Source organism: Desulfoluna sp. (assembly GCF_030145185.1).
Lineage (GTDB): Bacteria > Desulfobacterota > Desulfobacteria > Desulfobacterales > Desulfolunaceae > Desulfoluna.
Genome location: NZ_JAQYWB010000005.1, coordinates 86,453 through 100,482 on the forward strand (window position 1 = coordinate 86,453; position 14,030 = coordinate 100,482).

Here is a 14,030-nt window from a genome sequence, read left to right on the forward strand (position 1 = left end):
AGGCCATGCCCAAACTTCCGCTGCAGTCCTGGAATCAACCCATGTACCGATTCCTCCTTCTTTTGACCCTCTGCGCCACCTTCGGGCTGCAATCCTGGCGTATCCTCTTTGACAACTTCTCCGTTCAGATCATAGGGCTGGATGGCAGCCAGGTTGGAGCCATCCAATCCATCCGTGAGATCCCAGGTTTCCTGGCACTTCTTGTCATTTATGTCACCCTCATCATGAAAGAACACCGCATCGCCTCCCTCTCCGTCGCACTTCTCGGAATCGGCGTAGCGGCCACGGGATGGTTCCCCCAGTTCTATGGCCTCGCCCTCTGCACCCTGATCATGAGTTTCGGATTTCACTATTTTGAAACGGTCAACCAATCCCTCACCCTGCAATACTTTGACCGAACGACCGCCCCTCTGGTACTGGGCCGGCTTCGAAGCTACGGGGCTGCCGCCAGCATTGGGGCCAGCCTCCTCTTCTTCTTTGCCTCCCCGTACCTCAGCTTCCAAAACATGTTCGCCGTCAGCGGTGGGGCCATCACCCTACTTGGGCTCTGCACTCTTTTTCAACAACCCACCAGCCACACCGCCGTCCCACAACACAAAAAAGCGATCTTTCGAAAACGCTACGGGCTCTTCTACTTTCTCACCTTCATGGCCGGTGCCCGACGGCAGATCTTCGTCGCCTTTTCCGTCTATCTTCTGGTCCAGCGATTTCATTTCTCCGTCCAGGAGATCGCCATGCTGTTTCTCTTCAACAACCTGGTCAACTACTTCATCAGCCCTCTGATTGGACGGGCCATCAATCGATACGGCGAACGACGACTCCTCTCCCTGGAGTACTTCAGCCTCATCTTCATCTTCATCGCCTACGCCTATGCCGAATCACGGGTTCTGGTGGCATGTCTCTACATCCTGGATCATGTCTTTTTCAATTTTGCCATGGCCATCAAAACCTTCTTCCAAAAGATTGCCGAGCCCCAGGACATCGCCCCGAGCATGGCTGCCGGATTCACCATCAACCATATTGCCGCCGTGGCCCTGCCCGTGATCGGGGGCATGCTCTGGATGGTCGACTATCGCATTCCTTTTTTTGCGGGAGCCGTCATGGCCTGTATATCGTTGGTTGCGGTTCAAAAGATACCCGACCCACCGAAGCGAAACGATGGACCCGTCGCCTCAGACGACCAGGGTTAAGACACCTCAGGGAGGGGCTGAATCAGCGAGGGGGACGAAAAGCGGCCACGCCATACAGGCGTGACCGCATGCAGCTTACCCTTCTTTGGCGGGCAGATATCCGTTCTGGATAGAGGCATTTTGCAAGGTCCCGATGTTTTCCATGTAGCGGGCGGCATCCTCAAAGGACACGATGCCCCGGGAATAAAGGTCCGCCAGGGCAAAATCCATGGGAATAAACTCGTCGGAAGCCGTCTGCATCTGCGTACGGATCATGTGGGTCTTCTCTTCACGAATCAAGTTCTTCATGCGGTAACTGTTGATAAACTTCTCCACCGCCAGCACCAGCCCCTTGCCGTCTTTCCGCGGAATCAGACGCTGGGAGATCGTGCAGAGCAGAGAGGCAGCCAAAAGGGAACGGGTCAAATTCTGCTGGTGTGAGGGAAACATGTTGATCACCCGTTCGATAATACCCGTCGAGTTGTCGGCGTGAACCGTGCTGATCACCAGATGACCGGTATGAGCGGCGCGAAGGGCAATCTCAAAGCTCTCTTTATCCCGCATCTCGCCGATCACAATGACGTCCGGTGACTGCCTGAAAATACTCCGCAACCCATTATAAAAGGTGTCACAGTCGCGACCGACCTCACGCTGATTCACGTTGCACTTCTTGTGTTTGTGGAGATACTCCACCGGGTCTTCCAGGCTGATGATGTTGCACCGGCGATTGTCGTTGATTATATCGACCATCTTGGACAGGGTGGTCGACTTGCCGTGCCCTGCCGGCCCGCACACCATGATCAAGCCCTGGGGTTTCAAAGCGAAGTCATGAATCCAGTCTGGAAGGTTCAGGGCCTCCATGCTGGGCAGCACCTCAGGCAACCCCCGGAAGGCGATGGACACCGTGTTGCGCTGTTTGTAAAAAGCGATGCGAAAGCGTCCGACCTCCTTGACGTTAAGCGCCATCTCAAAATCATTGTCTTTTTGAAAGAGCCCCCACTGTTCATCACTTAAGAGCTCCCGTGCATACTTTTCACAATCGACGGGTGAGAGTACCCCCATGGGCATTCGCTTGAGCTTGTTGCTGATTTTAAGGGAGGGAGGGGCACCGGCCGAAAGAAACATGTCACTGGAACCCTGCTTCACCATCTCCTCCAGGAGGTTTTTCAACTTGGGTGCCTTTTCAATACGAAGGCTCAAGGCCTCAGCCGTCCGCCGAATCACCTCTCCAGAGATGCCGCCCCCGTAGCCACCGGCAAGTGACTGAAGGGCCGCTTCCATCATAAAGCTAGGCGTCACCACGGGCTTGATCTTCATGCCCAGGGAAAATCCGAGGTCATTAAGGGTGACAAAATCCTGGGGTGCCACCATGGCCAGAACGAGCTCATGCCCTTCCACACGCACCGGCATGACCCGTAAATCACGCATCTTCTCCAGCGGAATGAGGTCGAGAACATGCTGGGAGATATTGATGCTGAAAAGATTGACCGGCTTCACCTCAAAATGCTTGCCGAGGAACTTCAGAAGATCATCCACACCGATATATCCCATATCGATAAGAATCGACCCCAACTGCCCCCCGTCATGCATCTGGCGTTTCAGGGCGGTTTCCAACTGCTCTTCACTGATGTAGCCATATTCCATCATCAGTTCGCCAAGGCGATGCTTTCGCCCCGGGACACTTTGCGCCCCGTTCTTCTCTTTGGCCATCGTGATGCCTCCTTCCGCTTGGACAGTTCCCGTTCATTGGATCCAAAATTGCCACATACCCCGCGGGACCCATCCCGCATGCGTTCGCACATTACCCCAAATCCATAAACTGATTTTCGCAAAGGTTCAAGGAAATACAATGCCGTGTTAAGCCATCAAACTCAAAGCGTTTCTCTCCCGGGCACACCGCCTGATACCCTCCGGCGATGCCTCTATCCCGGATATTTCATGAGAAAACAATCAGGACTAAGGAATAACCCGTCATTACAGTTCTTTGCAGTAATATTTTCAGCCGTTTCAAAAACGCAAAATGTAATCCACGGTATTCTGTTTGATTTTCTCACCCTTCGGGCGAGCCGGGTGCACTCATCTGCCGCGTTATCAGAGCCTTGAGGTAAACCACTACATCTTCAGCTCTGATGCCTTGCATATGAGCGCGCCCAACTCGTGAAATATCCGGGCTAGGGCTGAGATATTTCATCATCAAGGCTATGGACGATTTCAAGAGCCACGGAAACGTCCACGCTGCCCCCGTCATCACCCGCCACTTTCATGGAGGCACGCATCTCGCCCCCTCGGAGATCCTTCACCGTGGCATAATATTCCCCCCACTCGGAACGACTCTCTTTTGTGACATCGTTTTGAGAAAACCAGAGAGACATGATCTTCAGCATCCCCCTGGGAAGCCTTTTACGTATAGAAAGATGGGTCATGGCCGGAATCCCACCGTCGGGATTTCCCTGATAGTGTCTCTGAGAAGCCACCAGGGTAAAAAGACCGGATATCTCTGGAGGAAGACCACGAAGAGCCAGGGTGATACGAAGCTTCTGAGCCGGTGAGCCCTCATTCATGGAGACCCCTGAATCGCCCTAGTCGGGCAGATGGCGAGTGAACATAGCCCGGATATTTCATGAGAAAACAATCAGGGCCAAGGAATAATTCGTCATTACAGTTCTTTGCGGTAATATTTTAGTCGTCCCAAAAATGCAAAATGTAATCCACGCTATTCTGTTTGATTTTCTCACCCTTCGGGCGAGCCGGGTGCACTCATCTGCCGCGTTATCAGAGCCTTGAGGTAAACCACTACATCGTCAGCTCTGATGCCTTGCATATGAGCGCACCCAACTCGTGAAATATCCGGGATAGACCCGTAGCCCCTTCTTATAAAAAATGACAAAACGCAGGATGCGGGGGGGGGGAGCCGAATCGACCGCAACGGAAAGGAACACAGAATAAGTCGAATATTAAATATTTGTAATTATAACCCATCGGCTCCTTCCTTTCAAGATACCCCCTGCCTTATTCTGCCCATCGGTCTCTACAGATGAGTCAGGTGACCCCTTCCGTCTGCACCTGTTCATCCCGGTTAATATGGCCGCCACGGCCACACCAACCTTGTGTTTTTTAATCCTTTATTCCAGCGAGATGCACCTTCGTCAGGCCCCCCGGCTCATTTTTTTCTTGATTTCCTACCTCATTCCTGCTTTTTCTCAATGACGGCAACCTCAAAAAAAGTACTCACAAACTTAAAACGGTCTCACCTTGTGGCACACCTTACTGCACGGCAGCCACAAGCAATCTGCAATACGTCTTCACCCGATCTGTCTGTCGGGTGGCCCTGCAACAATTGCATCACAGTCCTTAGGAGGATATTCATGGTTCGATCACACAAGATGGCATTTCTTTCGGCCATTTCGTTACTATTTACCCTTACAGTTCCCGCGCTGCTCTTTGCCGCCGATCCCGTCGTCGCAAAAGCCAACGCGGAGCACTTCAAATTTCTCACCCTGATCCCGCCGGTCGTGGCCATTGTCCTGGCCTTTGTCACCCGCAACGTGGTGCTCTCCCTTTTTGCCGGCATCTTTTCCGGCACCTTCATGCTCTCCCTTCAGGGAGGGGTGGTCTCCGCCCTTCAGAATGGTTTCATCAAGCTGAACCATGAAGTGCTGGGGGCCCTGGCCGATCCCTGGAACGCCGGCATCGTTCTTCAGTGCCTCGCCATCGGCGGCCTCATCGCCCTGGTGTCCAAAATGGGCGGCGCCAAAGCCATCGCAGAGGCCCTGGCCAAAAAGGCCACCGGTCCCACCAGTGCCCAGATGTACGCATGGTTCATGGGGCTCCTCATCTTCTTCGATGATTATGCCAACTCCCTGACCGTCGGCCCCATCATGCGCCCGGTCACCGACCGCATGAAGATCTCCAGGGAAAAGCTCGCCTTCATCATTGACGCCACGGCCGCTCCCATTGCCGGCATCGCCCTGATCTCCACCTGGGTGGCCTACGAAATCGGCCTCATCAAGGACGGATATGCCGGCCTCGGCCTGGAAGCCAACGCCTATGGTATCTTTGTGGGCACCATCCCTTTCCGCTTTTACAACATCCTTATCCTCATTTTCATCGTAGCCACCGCCGTCATGCTTCGTGAGTTCGGCCCCATGCTCACCGCAGAAAGACGCGCCCGAACCACCGGGAAAGTTCTGGGTGACCACGCCAAACCCATGGTGGCCGCAGAATCCACCGGGCTGGAGCCCGACGAAGGGGTGCCCCTTATTATCTGGAACGCCATCATTCCCATCATGACCCTGATCCTCGGTGCCTTCCTCGGGTTCTATTTCAACGGGCGCGGTTCCATCATGGGTGGGGATGACGCAGCTCTCATCCAGATCCTGAAAGAGAGCCCCGCCTCCTTTACCGCCATCCGGGAGGCCTTCGGTGCCTCGGACGCCTCCATCGTTCTTTTCGAAGCGGCCCTCTTTGCCGGCATCGTGGCGATGATCCTGGGTGTGTCCCAGCGAATCTTCTCCATCGAAACCGCCGTGGACACCTGGGTTCAAGGCGTAAAATCCCTGGTGATCACCGGGGTGATCCTCCTGCTGGCCTGGTCCTTAAGTTCCGTCATCAAGCAGCTGGGTACCGCCATGTACCTCGTGGCGATTCTCTCCGACAGCATCCCGGCCTTCTCGCTGCCGGCCATCATCTTTATTTTGGGCTCCTTTATCTCCTTTGCGACGGGAACCTCTTACGGCACCATGGGCATCTTGATGCCCCTGGCCATTCCTCTGGCCTATGCCATCAGTCCGGAGGAGAGTTACATGCTGATGAACGTCGGTGCGGTGCTTACCGGCGCCATCTTCGGCGACCACTGTTCTCCGATCTCAGACACCACCATCCTCTCCTCCATGGGGGCCGCCTGTGATCATATCGACCACACCCGGACTCAGCTGGCCTACGCGGTGACCGTCGCGCTGGTCACCGTCTTTTTCGGGTACATCCCCGCCGGTCTGGGTGTTCCCGTTTACATCATCCTGCCCGTAGCCATCGCGGTCCTTGTGGGGATTCTCTACTTCTTCGGAAAGCCCGTCGAAGAGGCCTAACCCCTCTGTTCCCATAAACATCCACAGCCCCCGCCCCTTCGGCGGGGGCTGTCTCCCCTGCCTGGATAAGACATCTGTGTTTCACTCGCACCTTATGAGACACTCAGGCTCTGACAAAGGCCCTCTCATCGAGGTGGGCAAAGCACCCCCCAACAACGACCATAACGCACGTAACGCCTATCAATAAAGGGTCATAGAGCCCCGCCTCGATCTCATCCTCTTCACTTTTTATCCCATCTGTGCGGCCCCCACATCTCTGGCACATATCTTGTATTGGTTTAGAACCAGAACAAAGCGCAACGCCAAAATGCCTATTGTAATGAACCGACGCAGGAGAGATAATGTGAAAACATGCGATCACAATATAAAATCCACCCTTGAGCTGGTGGAGGCCATGATCCAACTGGCGGAAAGGGGGGACAGCGACCGCGAAGACAACGGATGCGGTATCCTTTATGGCATCCTTCGAGACGCTGCCTATAAGATAAAACAGGTGGCGGAGATGGAACGAGAGGCCCACATTCGCAAAGGATGGTGGGAAGAACACCCTTAAGGAGACACTCATGACCCTTGAAAAAAGCATTCGCGCCATTGCCGGACTTTTTGTGTTGTTAAGCCTTGCCCTGGGGTATCTGACCAGTCCCTGGTGGCACCTGTTCACCGCTTTTGTGGGAGCCAATCTCCTGCAATCTGCCTTTACCGGCTTTTGCCCCATGGAACGCCTCTTGATCAAACTCGGCGTCAAGCCGGAAGCGCCCTGATCCAACGGTGCGTTGAAACCCTGCCCCGAAACCGGCAGGGTGCTCTTTACACGCACCACGCCAACCCGCAATTAAGATCACTTCAAAAAATACCTTTGCCCCGAAGCCGTGTCTTCAACCCATTGCTTCCATCCGTATTTTCCTGTAATCTTTTTTCGCTTTTCCATTCATCACGACACCATGCATGCCGTCACCATCACTGAGCGAACCACCCCGCAAAACCACCGCCACCGACCAAGGAGCACGGGTGCACATGAAACAAGGCAGAAAAGTTCCTCTCTCCCTTTACGGGATCCTCACATCAGCCCTCCTTTTTTTCGCCACCACGACAGGAGCCGCCCCCCTGACCTTGCCACTGGCCGTTGAGTCCGCGTTAAAAAACAACCCGGACCTGCAATCGGCTAACGAAGCCGTCACCCTGGCCCAAAGCCAGATTGACAAAGCCAGGGCCGCCTACTGGCCTACCCTGAGCCTTTACGCCGAGGCCCTCCGCGCCGATGCCCCGTCCACCTATCTTTTTAAAACCATCGACCAGCGACTGTTCACCCCTGGCACCGATTTCAACTCCCCCGGCATTGTCGAGAACCTCGAAGGGGGGCTTGAGGTGCGGCTTCCCCTCTACAACGGCGGGCGAAACCGATGGGCCGTGGTCTCGGCCCACTCTGGCCTTACCGCGACCCAGGCCCGACGTTCCGGTGCGCAACGCCGACTCACCTCCGACGTCATCAATGTCTGGTACGACATCCTCTCCTCCCGGCAGTTCATTCACATCGCCGAAGAGTCCGTCAAAACCGTCACCGCCCAGCTTGAAGCCATGACAGTCCGGTACAAAGGGGGAAGCGCCCTCAAATCAGACCTGCTCTCCCTTAAAGTACGCCTGGCCGAAGCCGAAGAGCAGCTCCTGACCAGCCAGAACCGACGAGCCCTCGCAAGGGCCGCTCTCTTCACCCTCCTGGGTCAGGAGCCCGACACACCGGATGCATTGAGCCCCGAGCCCCCCTTCAGCCACTGGCAGCCCCCCACCTATGCCGAGGGGCTCGAACGGGCCCTGACGAGACGCTGTGAAATCACAGGGGTCCAGGCCCTGGTGGCTCAGGCCGAAGCTGGGATCGGCACCGCACAGAGCGGGCACCGTCCCGTGGTGAACCTGGCAGGCAACCTCTATGCCGCCGACGACGGATTCGACCACACCGCGGACCGCGCCAACTGGTCGGTGGCCCTGCGCATGGATGTCCCCCTCTTTTCCGGATTCTCCGTAGAGGCCGACACCCGATCCGCTCGAGCCCGTGAGCGTCAAGCGGAATCCCTCAGAAAAAAAATCCTGCTTCAGATTCGGCTGGATGTCAAAAATGCCTACCTGCACTACGATGAAGCGGCCAAACGCCTCCAGGTGGCTAAAAACGCCGTGGACATGGGGGAAGAGACCCTCTCCCTCGTCAAGAAGCAATACGAAGGGGGCTCTGCCACCATCACCCGGTACCTGGAAGCCGAGCTGGCTCGAAACAGAGCCCGCATCAGAGAAACGGCCGCCTACTACGACCAGAAAAAAGCCCTGGCTGCCATTGCCCGGGCCACGGCCACCTCAAATGGCGGCCCAGGCACCCTCTTTCCTGAATTCTCGCCCCAACCCCACAACCCGGAGAAATGATTCGCCATGAAAAATAAACGCCCCCTTCGCCTCTGGCCCCTGGGTCTTGCCCTGCTCCTCATCACAGGGTGTGGCAATGAAATCGGCCCCTCCACACCGGTGGAACATGCGGGTGATCTCTTCGTTCCCTCGAACCAGATCCATGCAGCCCTGCGTCCTGTGGTGCAAACCTACGAAGCGGTGGGGACCATCCGACCTGAAACCGAAACCATTATCGAAGCGCAAGTCACCGCCCAAATTCGAGAAATTGCCGTGGCCCCCGGCACCTCCGTCACCAAAGGGCAACTGCTGATCCGCCTGGACAGCCGCCAGCTCTCATCACGCCTCGACCAGGCCCGGGAATCCCACACAGCAGCCGTGGCCTCAAAAAAACAGGCCCATCAAGTCCTGATCGCCACCCGCGCGGGGTTCGAACAGACTCGCGCCGCCTTTGAACGCACAAAAAAATACCACGCCGCCGAAGCCGCCACCGACCAGCAGTTGGAAGAATCCCGCGCGCACTACCTCGCAGCCGAAGCCGATGTCAGCCGTGCCGAACAATCCCTGGCCGCCGCTGAAAGCGGCATCCGTCATGCCCTTGAAGTGGTGAAGGAGGCGGAGATCGCCCTCGGCTACTCCGAGCTGACGGCACCAGAAACCGGGGAAGTCCTCAAAAAAATGGCAGAACCCGGGGACCTCGCCCTGCCCGGCAAGCCCCTGATGATCCTTCGGACCAGCCGTCGGCTCATTCTCGAAGCCTACGTGCGGGAAGGCCTCATCGGCACGGTGCGTACCGGGGACACCCTCACCGTGGCCTTAAAAAGCCTGGACCAAACCGTCCAGGCCGAGGTCAAAGAGATCGTCCCCTACGCCGACCCCAAAACCCGCACCTTTCTCGTCAAAGCCACCCTCCCGATTGTGGAGGGTCTCTACCCGGGTATGTACGGCAAACTCCAGGTTCCCCTCTCCACCGTAGAGGTCATCACCCTGCCTGAAAAGGCCATCCAGCGCGTGGGCCAGCTCGAACTTGTCCGGGTCAAGGCAAAGGAAGGCTGGCTACGACGCTACATCCGCACCGGCAACAAACTCGGCGATGAGGTGGAGATCCTCTCCGGCCTCAAAGCTGGCGAAATGGTAGGGTATTAAAAAACGGCCTCCGGCGGACAGGGGATGATCCCCTGGACCCCAGGTTGCGAATGCGGACACGAGGTGCTTTGAGTACCGACAGCCGCATCGCCTTCGCAAACCCGCTTTCAAGGTGGCACACCTTGCCGCCGGAGGCGTTACTTTGATCACGTGAAAGGCCCGTACAGATGAGCGATATGGAAAAGATCGACAACAGCGCGTTGATGGGTATGGTGAAGCGGTTTCTCACCTCAAGACTTTCGATTATTATGGTGGTCACGGCCTTGCTCCTGGGGATGGCTGCCATTCTCATCACACCTCGGGAGGAGGAGCCCCAGATTGTGGTGCCCATGGCCGATATTTTTGTTCAGGCCCCGGGAGCCACGGCCGAAGAGGTGGAGCAGCTGGTGGCCACTCCCCTGGAGAGACTCCTCTGGCAAATTGATGGGGTGGAGTACGTCTATTCCATGGCTCAAAGGGACATGGCGGTGGTCACCGTCCGATTTTTTGTGGGGGAGAACCGGGAAAACTCCCTGGTGAAACTCTACAACAAGATCGACATGAACATCGACCGGGCCACCCCTCTGGTCCACGGCTGGGTGGTCAAGCCTGTAGAAATAGATGACGTGCCCATCGTGGGCATCACCCTCTACTCGGAAGACCACAACGACTTTCAACTCCGGCGTGTGGGGGAAGAGCTTCTGGCGCGACTCTCAGAGGTAAAAAATGTCTCGGGGACCCAGATGGTGGGGGGAAGAAAACGCGAAGTCCGGGTGGAACTGCTCCCCGAGCGAATGGAAGGATTCGGCATCTCTCTGCCGGAGGTGACCCGCGCCCTGGCCGTCAGTGACGCCTCCATTACCGCCGGGAAGTTTAGCCGTGTGAACACCGAATACAAGGTCATCAGCTCCTCTTTTTTAAAGACCGTCAGCGAGGTGAAGAACCTCGTGGTGGGGGTCACCAACGGACGCCCGGTCTACCTTCAGGATGTGGCCGAGGTGATCGATGGCCCGGAAGAGCCCCTCTCATACAGTCGCCTGGGGTTCTCCTGGAACGCCCGTAAAGAGAGAGGGCTTGAGGGGTCAGACGACTCGCTGCCCGCCGTCACCCTGGCCATCGCCAAAAAAAAAGGCACCAACGCCGTCACTGTCTCCCGGGAGGTCCTTAAAAAACTCGAAGAGCTGAAAGCCACCCTGCTCCCCCACGGCATCCAGACCGAAGTCACCCGAAACTACGGCCAGACCGCCCAGGATAAAGTCAATGGGCTCTTAAGCTCCCTGGCCTTTGCCATCCTCTCCGTGGTGATTCTTCTCATGATCGCCCTGGGCTGGCGGGAAGCCCTGGTGGTGGCCGTGGCCGTGCCCATCAGCTTCTCTTTGGCCCTCTTCGTGAATCATCTCTTCGGCTACACCATCAACCGGGTGACCCTCTTTGCCCTGATTCTCTCCCTGGGGCTCGTGGTGGACGACCCCATCACCAACGTGGAGAACATCCAGCGCCACATGGCCGAAGGAACGAAAAACGCCATCGATGCCACCCTCATCGCCATCCGGGAGGTCCTCTCCCCGGTGATCATGAGCACCATCTCCATCATCATCTGCTTCACGCCCCTTTTCTTCATCACGGGAATGATGGGCCCCTACATGGCCCCCATGGCCATCAACGTCCCCTTGACCGTCACCTTCTCCACCCTGTGTGCCCTGACGATTGTGCCCTGGATGACCTACCTGCTCCTGAAGGGAAGCCAGGTGGCCCTGAAAAAGGAAGTTCAAAACCCCAAGGCCAAACCGGACAACCTCTTTATTCGTCTCTACAAAGGGGTGATGCGCTTTTTTCTCCTCTCCTCGAGACGACGAAAAACCCTGGCCGCAGGTGTGGTCCTTCTCTTCATCGCCTCGGCCCTGCTGGCTGCGGTGGGGTTGGTCCCCTTAAAACTCCTCCCCTTTGACAACAAAAACGAGTTCCAGCTCGTCCTCGACATGCCGGAAGGCACCCCCCTGGAAGCCACAGACGCCGTCGTCAGACGCTTCGAGGTCTTCTTGAAAAAAGTCCCCGAGGTGACCAGCATCGCCACCTACACCGGCACGACCTCCCCCATGGACTTTAACGGCATGGTCCGCCACTACTACCTGAGACAGGGGAGCCACCTGGCCGATATCCGCGTCAACCTGGCGGATAAAAGCAAACGAAGCATGCAAAGCCACGCCATCGTCCTGCGTCTTCGGACGGAACTCGAGGACCTGGCCCTGGAATGCGGCGTCGATCTCAAAATCGTGGAGGTCCCCCCGGGGCCACCGGTTCTCTCGACCCTCGTTGCTGAAATCTACGGCAGCCCGGAGACCCCCTATGAAACCCTCATTGATGCCGCCCGACAGGTCAGCGATACCTTGGGCGGTGAAGCCTTCGTCACCGACATCGACACCACCGCCGAGGCATCCCACCACCGCGTAGAGGTCACGGTGGACCGCGAGAAAGCGGCCATTCATGGCGTGGGGACTCAAACCCTCATGGCCACCCTGTCCGCCGCCTCCGGGGGGACCGTCTCGGCCCAGCTCCACGCAAAAGGCGAGCGCACCCCCTTGAACATCCGGGTCACCCTCCCCTTATCCAAACGCTCCGGCATGGCGGCCATCGGGAGCATCCCCGTGAAAACCAGTGACGGCAGCATGGTCCCCCTGGCTGAAATCACCACCCTCCACACCGTGGAGGAGGTCCAGCCCATCTACCACAAAAACCTCGAACGGGTGGTCTTCGTCACCGCCGAAATGGCCGGACGCGCCCCGGCCGAAGCGGTCCTCTCCCTTCAGAGCAAATTGAAACACAGCTTTCAGGACCAGGGCATCCGCATCAACTGGGCCGGTGAAGGGGAGTGGAAGATCACCCTGCGCGTGTTCCGGGACATGGGCATCGCCTTTGCCGCGGCCCTTTTAGGCATTTATATTCTCCTGGTCGTCCAGTCCGGCTCCTTCTCCATGCCGGTGCTTATTATGATGGCCATCCCCTTGACCCTGCTCGGCATCATGCCCGGTTTTTTTCTCCTGAACCTTCTCACCGCAGAGCAGGTGGGGGGCTTTCATAACCCCGTCTTCTTCACCGCCACCAGCATGATCGGTATGATCGCCCTGGGCGGCATCGTGATCCGAAACGCGCTGGTCCTCATCGAGTTCATTCAAGACGCCATGAAAGCCGGCATGCCCCTGGCCGATGCCGTCCTTGAAAGCGGTGTCAAACGCCTGAGGCCCATTATCCTCACCGCCCTGACCACCGCCATCGGCGCCGTGCCCATCACCTTCGACCCCGTCTTCTCGGGCCTGGCCTGGGCCCTCATCTTCGGCCTCCTGGCCTCCACCCTCTTCACCCTGGTGATCATCCCTGTCACCTACTACGCCCTGCATGAAAAGCCCTAAAACATGCCTTCGGGGTCAGGGGATGTATCCCCTGCCCCCCCAGGTTCTCGGTATGGGAGAAAGACCTCCCCGTGAGAGCCTCCTCTCAAAAAAACGATTACCGCCATCAGACTCAATCCCATCACCCCGGCAAGGCTCCACGTCCTCATGGTTTTTCCTCGCTTCTGCTCTCCCCCACCCCTGAAAAAGGGTACAAAACAAGTGTCATCACCCACCGTTCATCCCGCCTGACACCCACTGAGGGTCTCTCTTCCCCACGACCACCCAAAACTCAAGCCTCAGAGAAAATTCTCCATAATCAAGCCAGTTGCACACTTCAGCAGCCGATTCAATGTCCTTAAGGCCCTGCCCACAGACTGTGCCATATCCCATATTGTGGGATTATACTAAATTTTATCATATTGTGTTGACACGTTTTGGCTGTTGTGCGAGTTTATCAAACATTGCGTTGAGTAACGAAAATCAACCACCTCTTGTCTGGCACCAGACAACTCATCGCAGGCTAAAGCAAACATTCTTTGAGAAGCGTATGTATCCATTGCGTCATTGCTGTACCCAGCAATGTCAAACCGAAAAAGTGGCCTGATACATCACAGTAGCAATTCCAAGTCAGCTGTTTTTTCCGGGATTGTCACAAAAGAGACGAAGCGCCCGCCTCAGTACCGCCGGGGCGTGTCGTTTTTAAATACATTCCGAATACTGCGATTTACCTGAATTTTCTGCCCGAATACTTATCAGGTAAGCATTTCAGCCCCAACGCTGTGGCGAAATGATGTGGATGCGTAAATATTTTGTTGCCCTTCCCGGCAACAATCAAGGCATATATCCCTGTATGGTAACATGGGGCACCAACCGCC

At 56.5% G+C, this 14,030-nt stretch carries 9 protein-coding genes; 7 read left to right on the forward strand and 2 right to left on the reverse strand.

All coding sequences use genetic code 11. The annotated features are described in order from the left end of the window. The first annotated feature begins 5 nt into the window (after window positions 1-5). Entirely contained in the window at window positions 6-1,190 is a 1,185-nt protein-coding gene (locus Q1Q75_RS02475; RefSeq protein ID WP_300667432.1) for an MFS transporter, read from the forward strand. Window positions 1,191-1,265: 75 nt separating this feature from the next. Here Q1Q75_RS02475 and Q1Q75_RS02480 read toward each other — a convergent pair whose 3' ends face one another. Together Q1Q75_RS02480 and Q1Q75_RS02485 are read right to left on the reverse strand one after the other, a co-directional pair. Then, on the reverse strand, window positions 1,266-2,879 hold the full coding sequence (locus tag Q1Q75_RS02480) for a PilT/PilU family type 4a pilus ATPase (RefSeq protein ID WP_300667433.1): 1,614 nt from the start codon (window positions 2,877-2,879) through the stop codon (window positions 1,266-1,268). A gap of 461 nt (window positions 2,880-3,340) precedes the next feature. Then, the gene (locus tag Q1Q75_RS02485; protein WP_300667434.1) at window positions 3,341-3,730 is read right to left on the reverse strand and encodes a hypothetical protein; all 390 of its coding nucleotides are present in this window, start codon (window positions 3,728-3,730) and stop codon (window positions 3,341-3,343) included. 804 nt (window positions 3,731-4,534) lie between these two features. Here Q1Q75_RS02485 and Q1Q75_RS02490 point away from each other — a divergent pair. The 6 genes from Q1Q75_RS02490 (at window position 4,535) to Q1Q75_RS02515 (ending at window position 13,173) form a co-directional block, all read left to right on the forward strand. After that, entirely contained in the window at window positions 4,535-6,253 is a 1,719-nt protein-coding gene (locus tag Q1Q75_RS02490) for a Na+/H+ antiporter NhaC family protein (RefSeq protein ID WP_300667435.1), read from the forward strand. Window positions 6,254-6,596: 343 nt separating this feature from the next. After that, a complete protein-coding gene (locus Q1Q75_RS02495; RefSeq protein ID WP_300667436.1) occupies window positions 6,597-6,806 on the forward strand; it encodes a hypothetical protein in 210 nt (69 codons plus the stop codon). Window positions 6,807-6,816: 10 nt separating this feature from the next. After that, complete coding sequence (locus Q1Q75_RS02500) at window positions 6,817-7,014, forward strand: DUF2892 domain-containing protein (protein ID WP_300667437.1); 198 nt, start codon at window positions 6,817-6,819, stop codon at window positions 7,012-7,014. Between the two features lie 253 nt (window positions 7,015-7,267). Continuing rightward, a complete protein-coding gene (locus Q1Q75_RS02505) occupies window positions 7,268-8,662 on the forward strand; it encodes a TolC family protein (RefSeq protein WP_300667438.1) in 1,395 nt (464 codons plus the stop codon). Between the two features lie 6 nt (window positions 8,663-8,668). After that, entirely contained in the window at window positions 8,669-9,787 is a 1,119-nt protein-coding gene (locus Q1Q75_RS02510) for an efflux RND transporter periplasmic adaptor subunit (RefSeq protein WP_300667439.1), read from the forward strand. 176 nt (window positions 9,788-9,963) lie between these two features. Further along, window positions 9,964-13,173, forward strand: coding sequence for an efflux RND transporter permease subunit (locus tag Q1Q75_RS02515; RefSeq protein ID WP_300667440.1), 3,210 nt, complete (start codon window positions 9,964-9,966; stop codon window positions 13,171-13,173). Window positions 13,174-14,030: the final 857 nt, after the last annotated feature.

What these genes read in the sequence shown, in the direction of transcription:
- Q1Q75_RS02475 (WP_300667432.1), top strand. Translation starts at nt 6, where the DNA reads ATGCCCAAACTTCCGCTGCAGTCCTGGAATCAACCCATGTACCGATTC.
- Q1Q75_RS02480 (WP_300667433.1), bottom strand. Translation starts at nt 2,879, where the DNA reads ATGGCCAAAGAGAAGAACGGGGCGCAAAGTGTCCCGGGGCGAAAGCAT.
- Q1Q75_RS02485 (WP_300667434.1), bottom strand. Translation starts at nt 3,730, where the DNA reads ATGAATGAGGGCTCACCGGCTCAGAAGCTTCGTATCACCCTGGCTCTT.
- Q1Q75_RS02490 (WP_300667435.1), top strand. Translation starts at nt 4,535, where the DNA reads ATGGTTCGATCACACAAGATGGCATTTCTTTCGGCCATTTCGTTACTA.
- Q1Q75_RS02500 (WP_300667437.1), top strand. Translation starts at nt 6,817, where the DNA reads ATGACCCTTGAAAAAAGCATTCGCGCCATTGCCGGACTTTTTGTGTTG.
- Q1Q75_RS02505 (WP_300667438.1), top strand. Translation starts at nt 7,268, where the DNA reads ATGAAACAAGGCAGAAAAGTTCCTCTCTCCCTTTACGGGATCCTCACA.
- Q1Q75_RS02510 (WP_300667439.1), top strand. Translation starts at nt 8,669, where the DNA reads ATGAAAAATAAACGCCCCCTTCGCCTCTGGCCCCTGGGTCTTGCCCTG.
- Q1Q75_RS02515 (WP_300667440.1), top strand. Translation starts at nt 9,964, where the DNA reads ATGGAAAAGATCGACAACAGCGCGTTGATGGGTATGGTGAAGCGGTTT.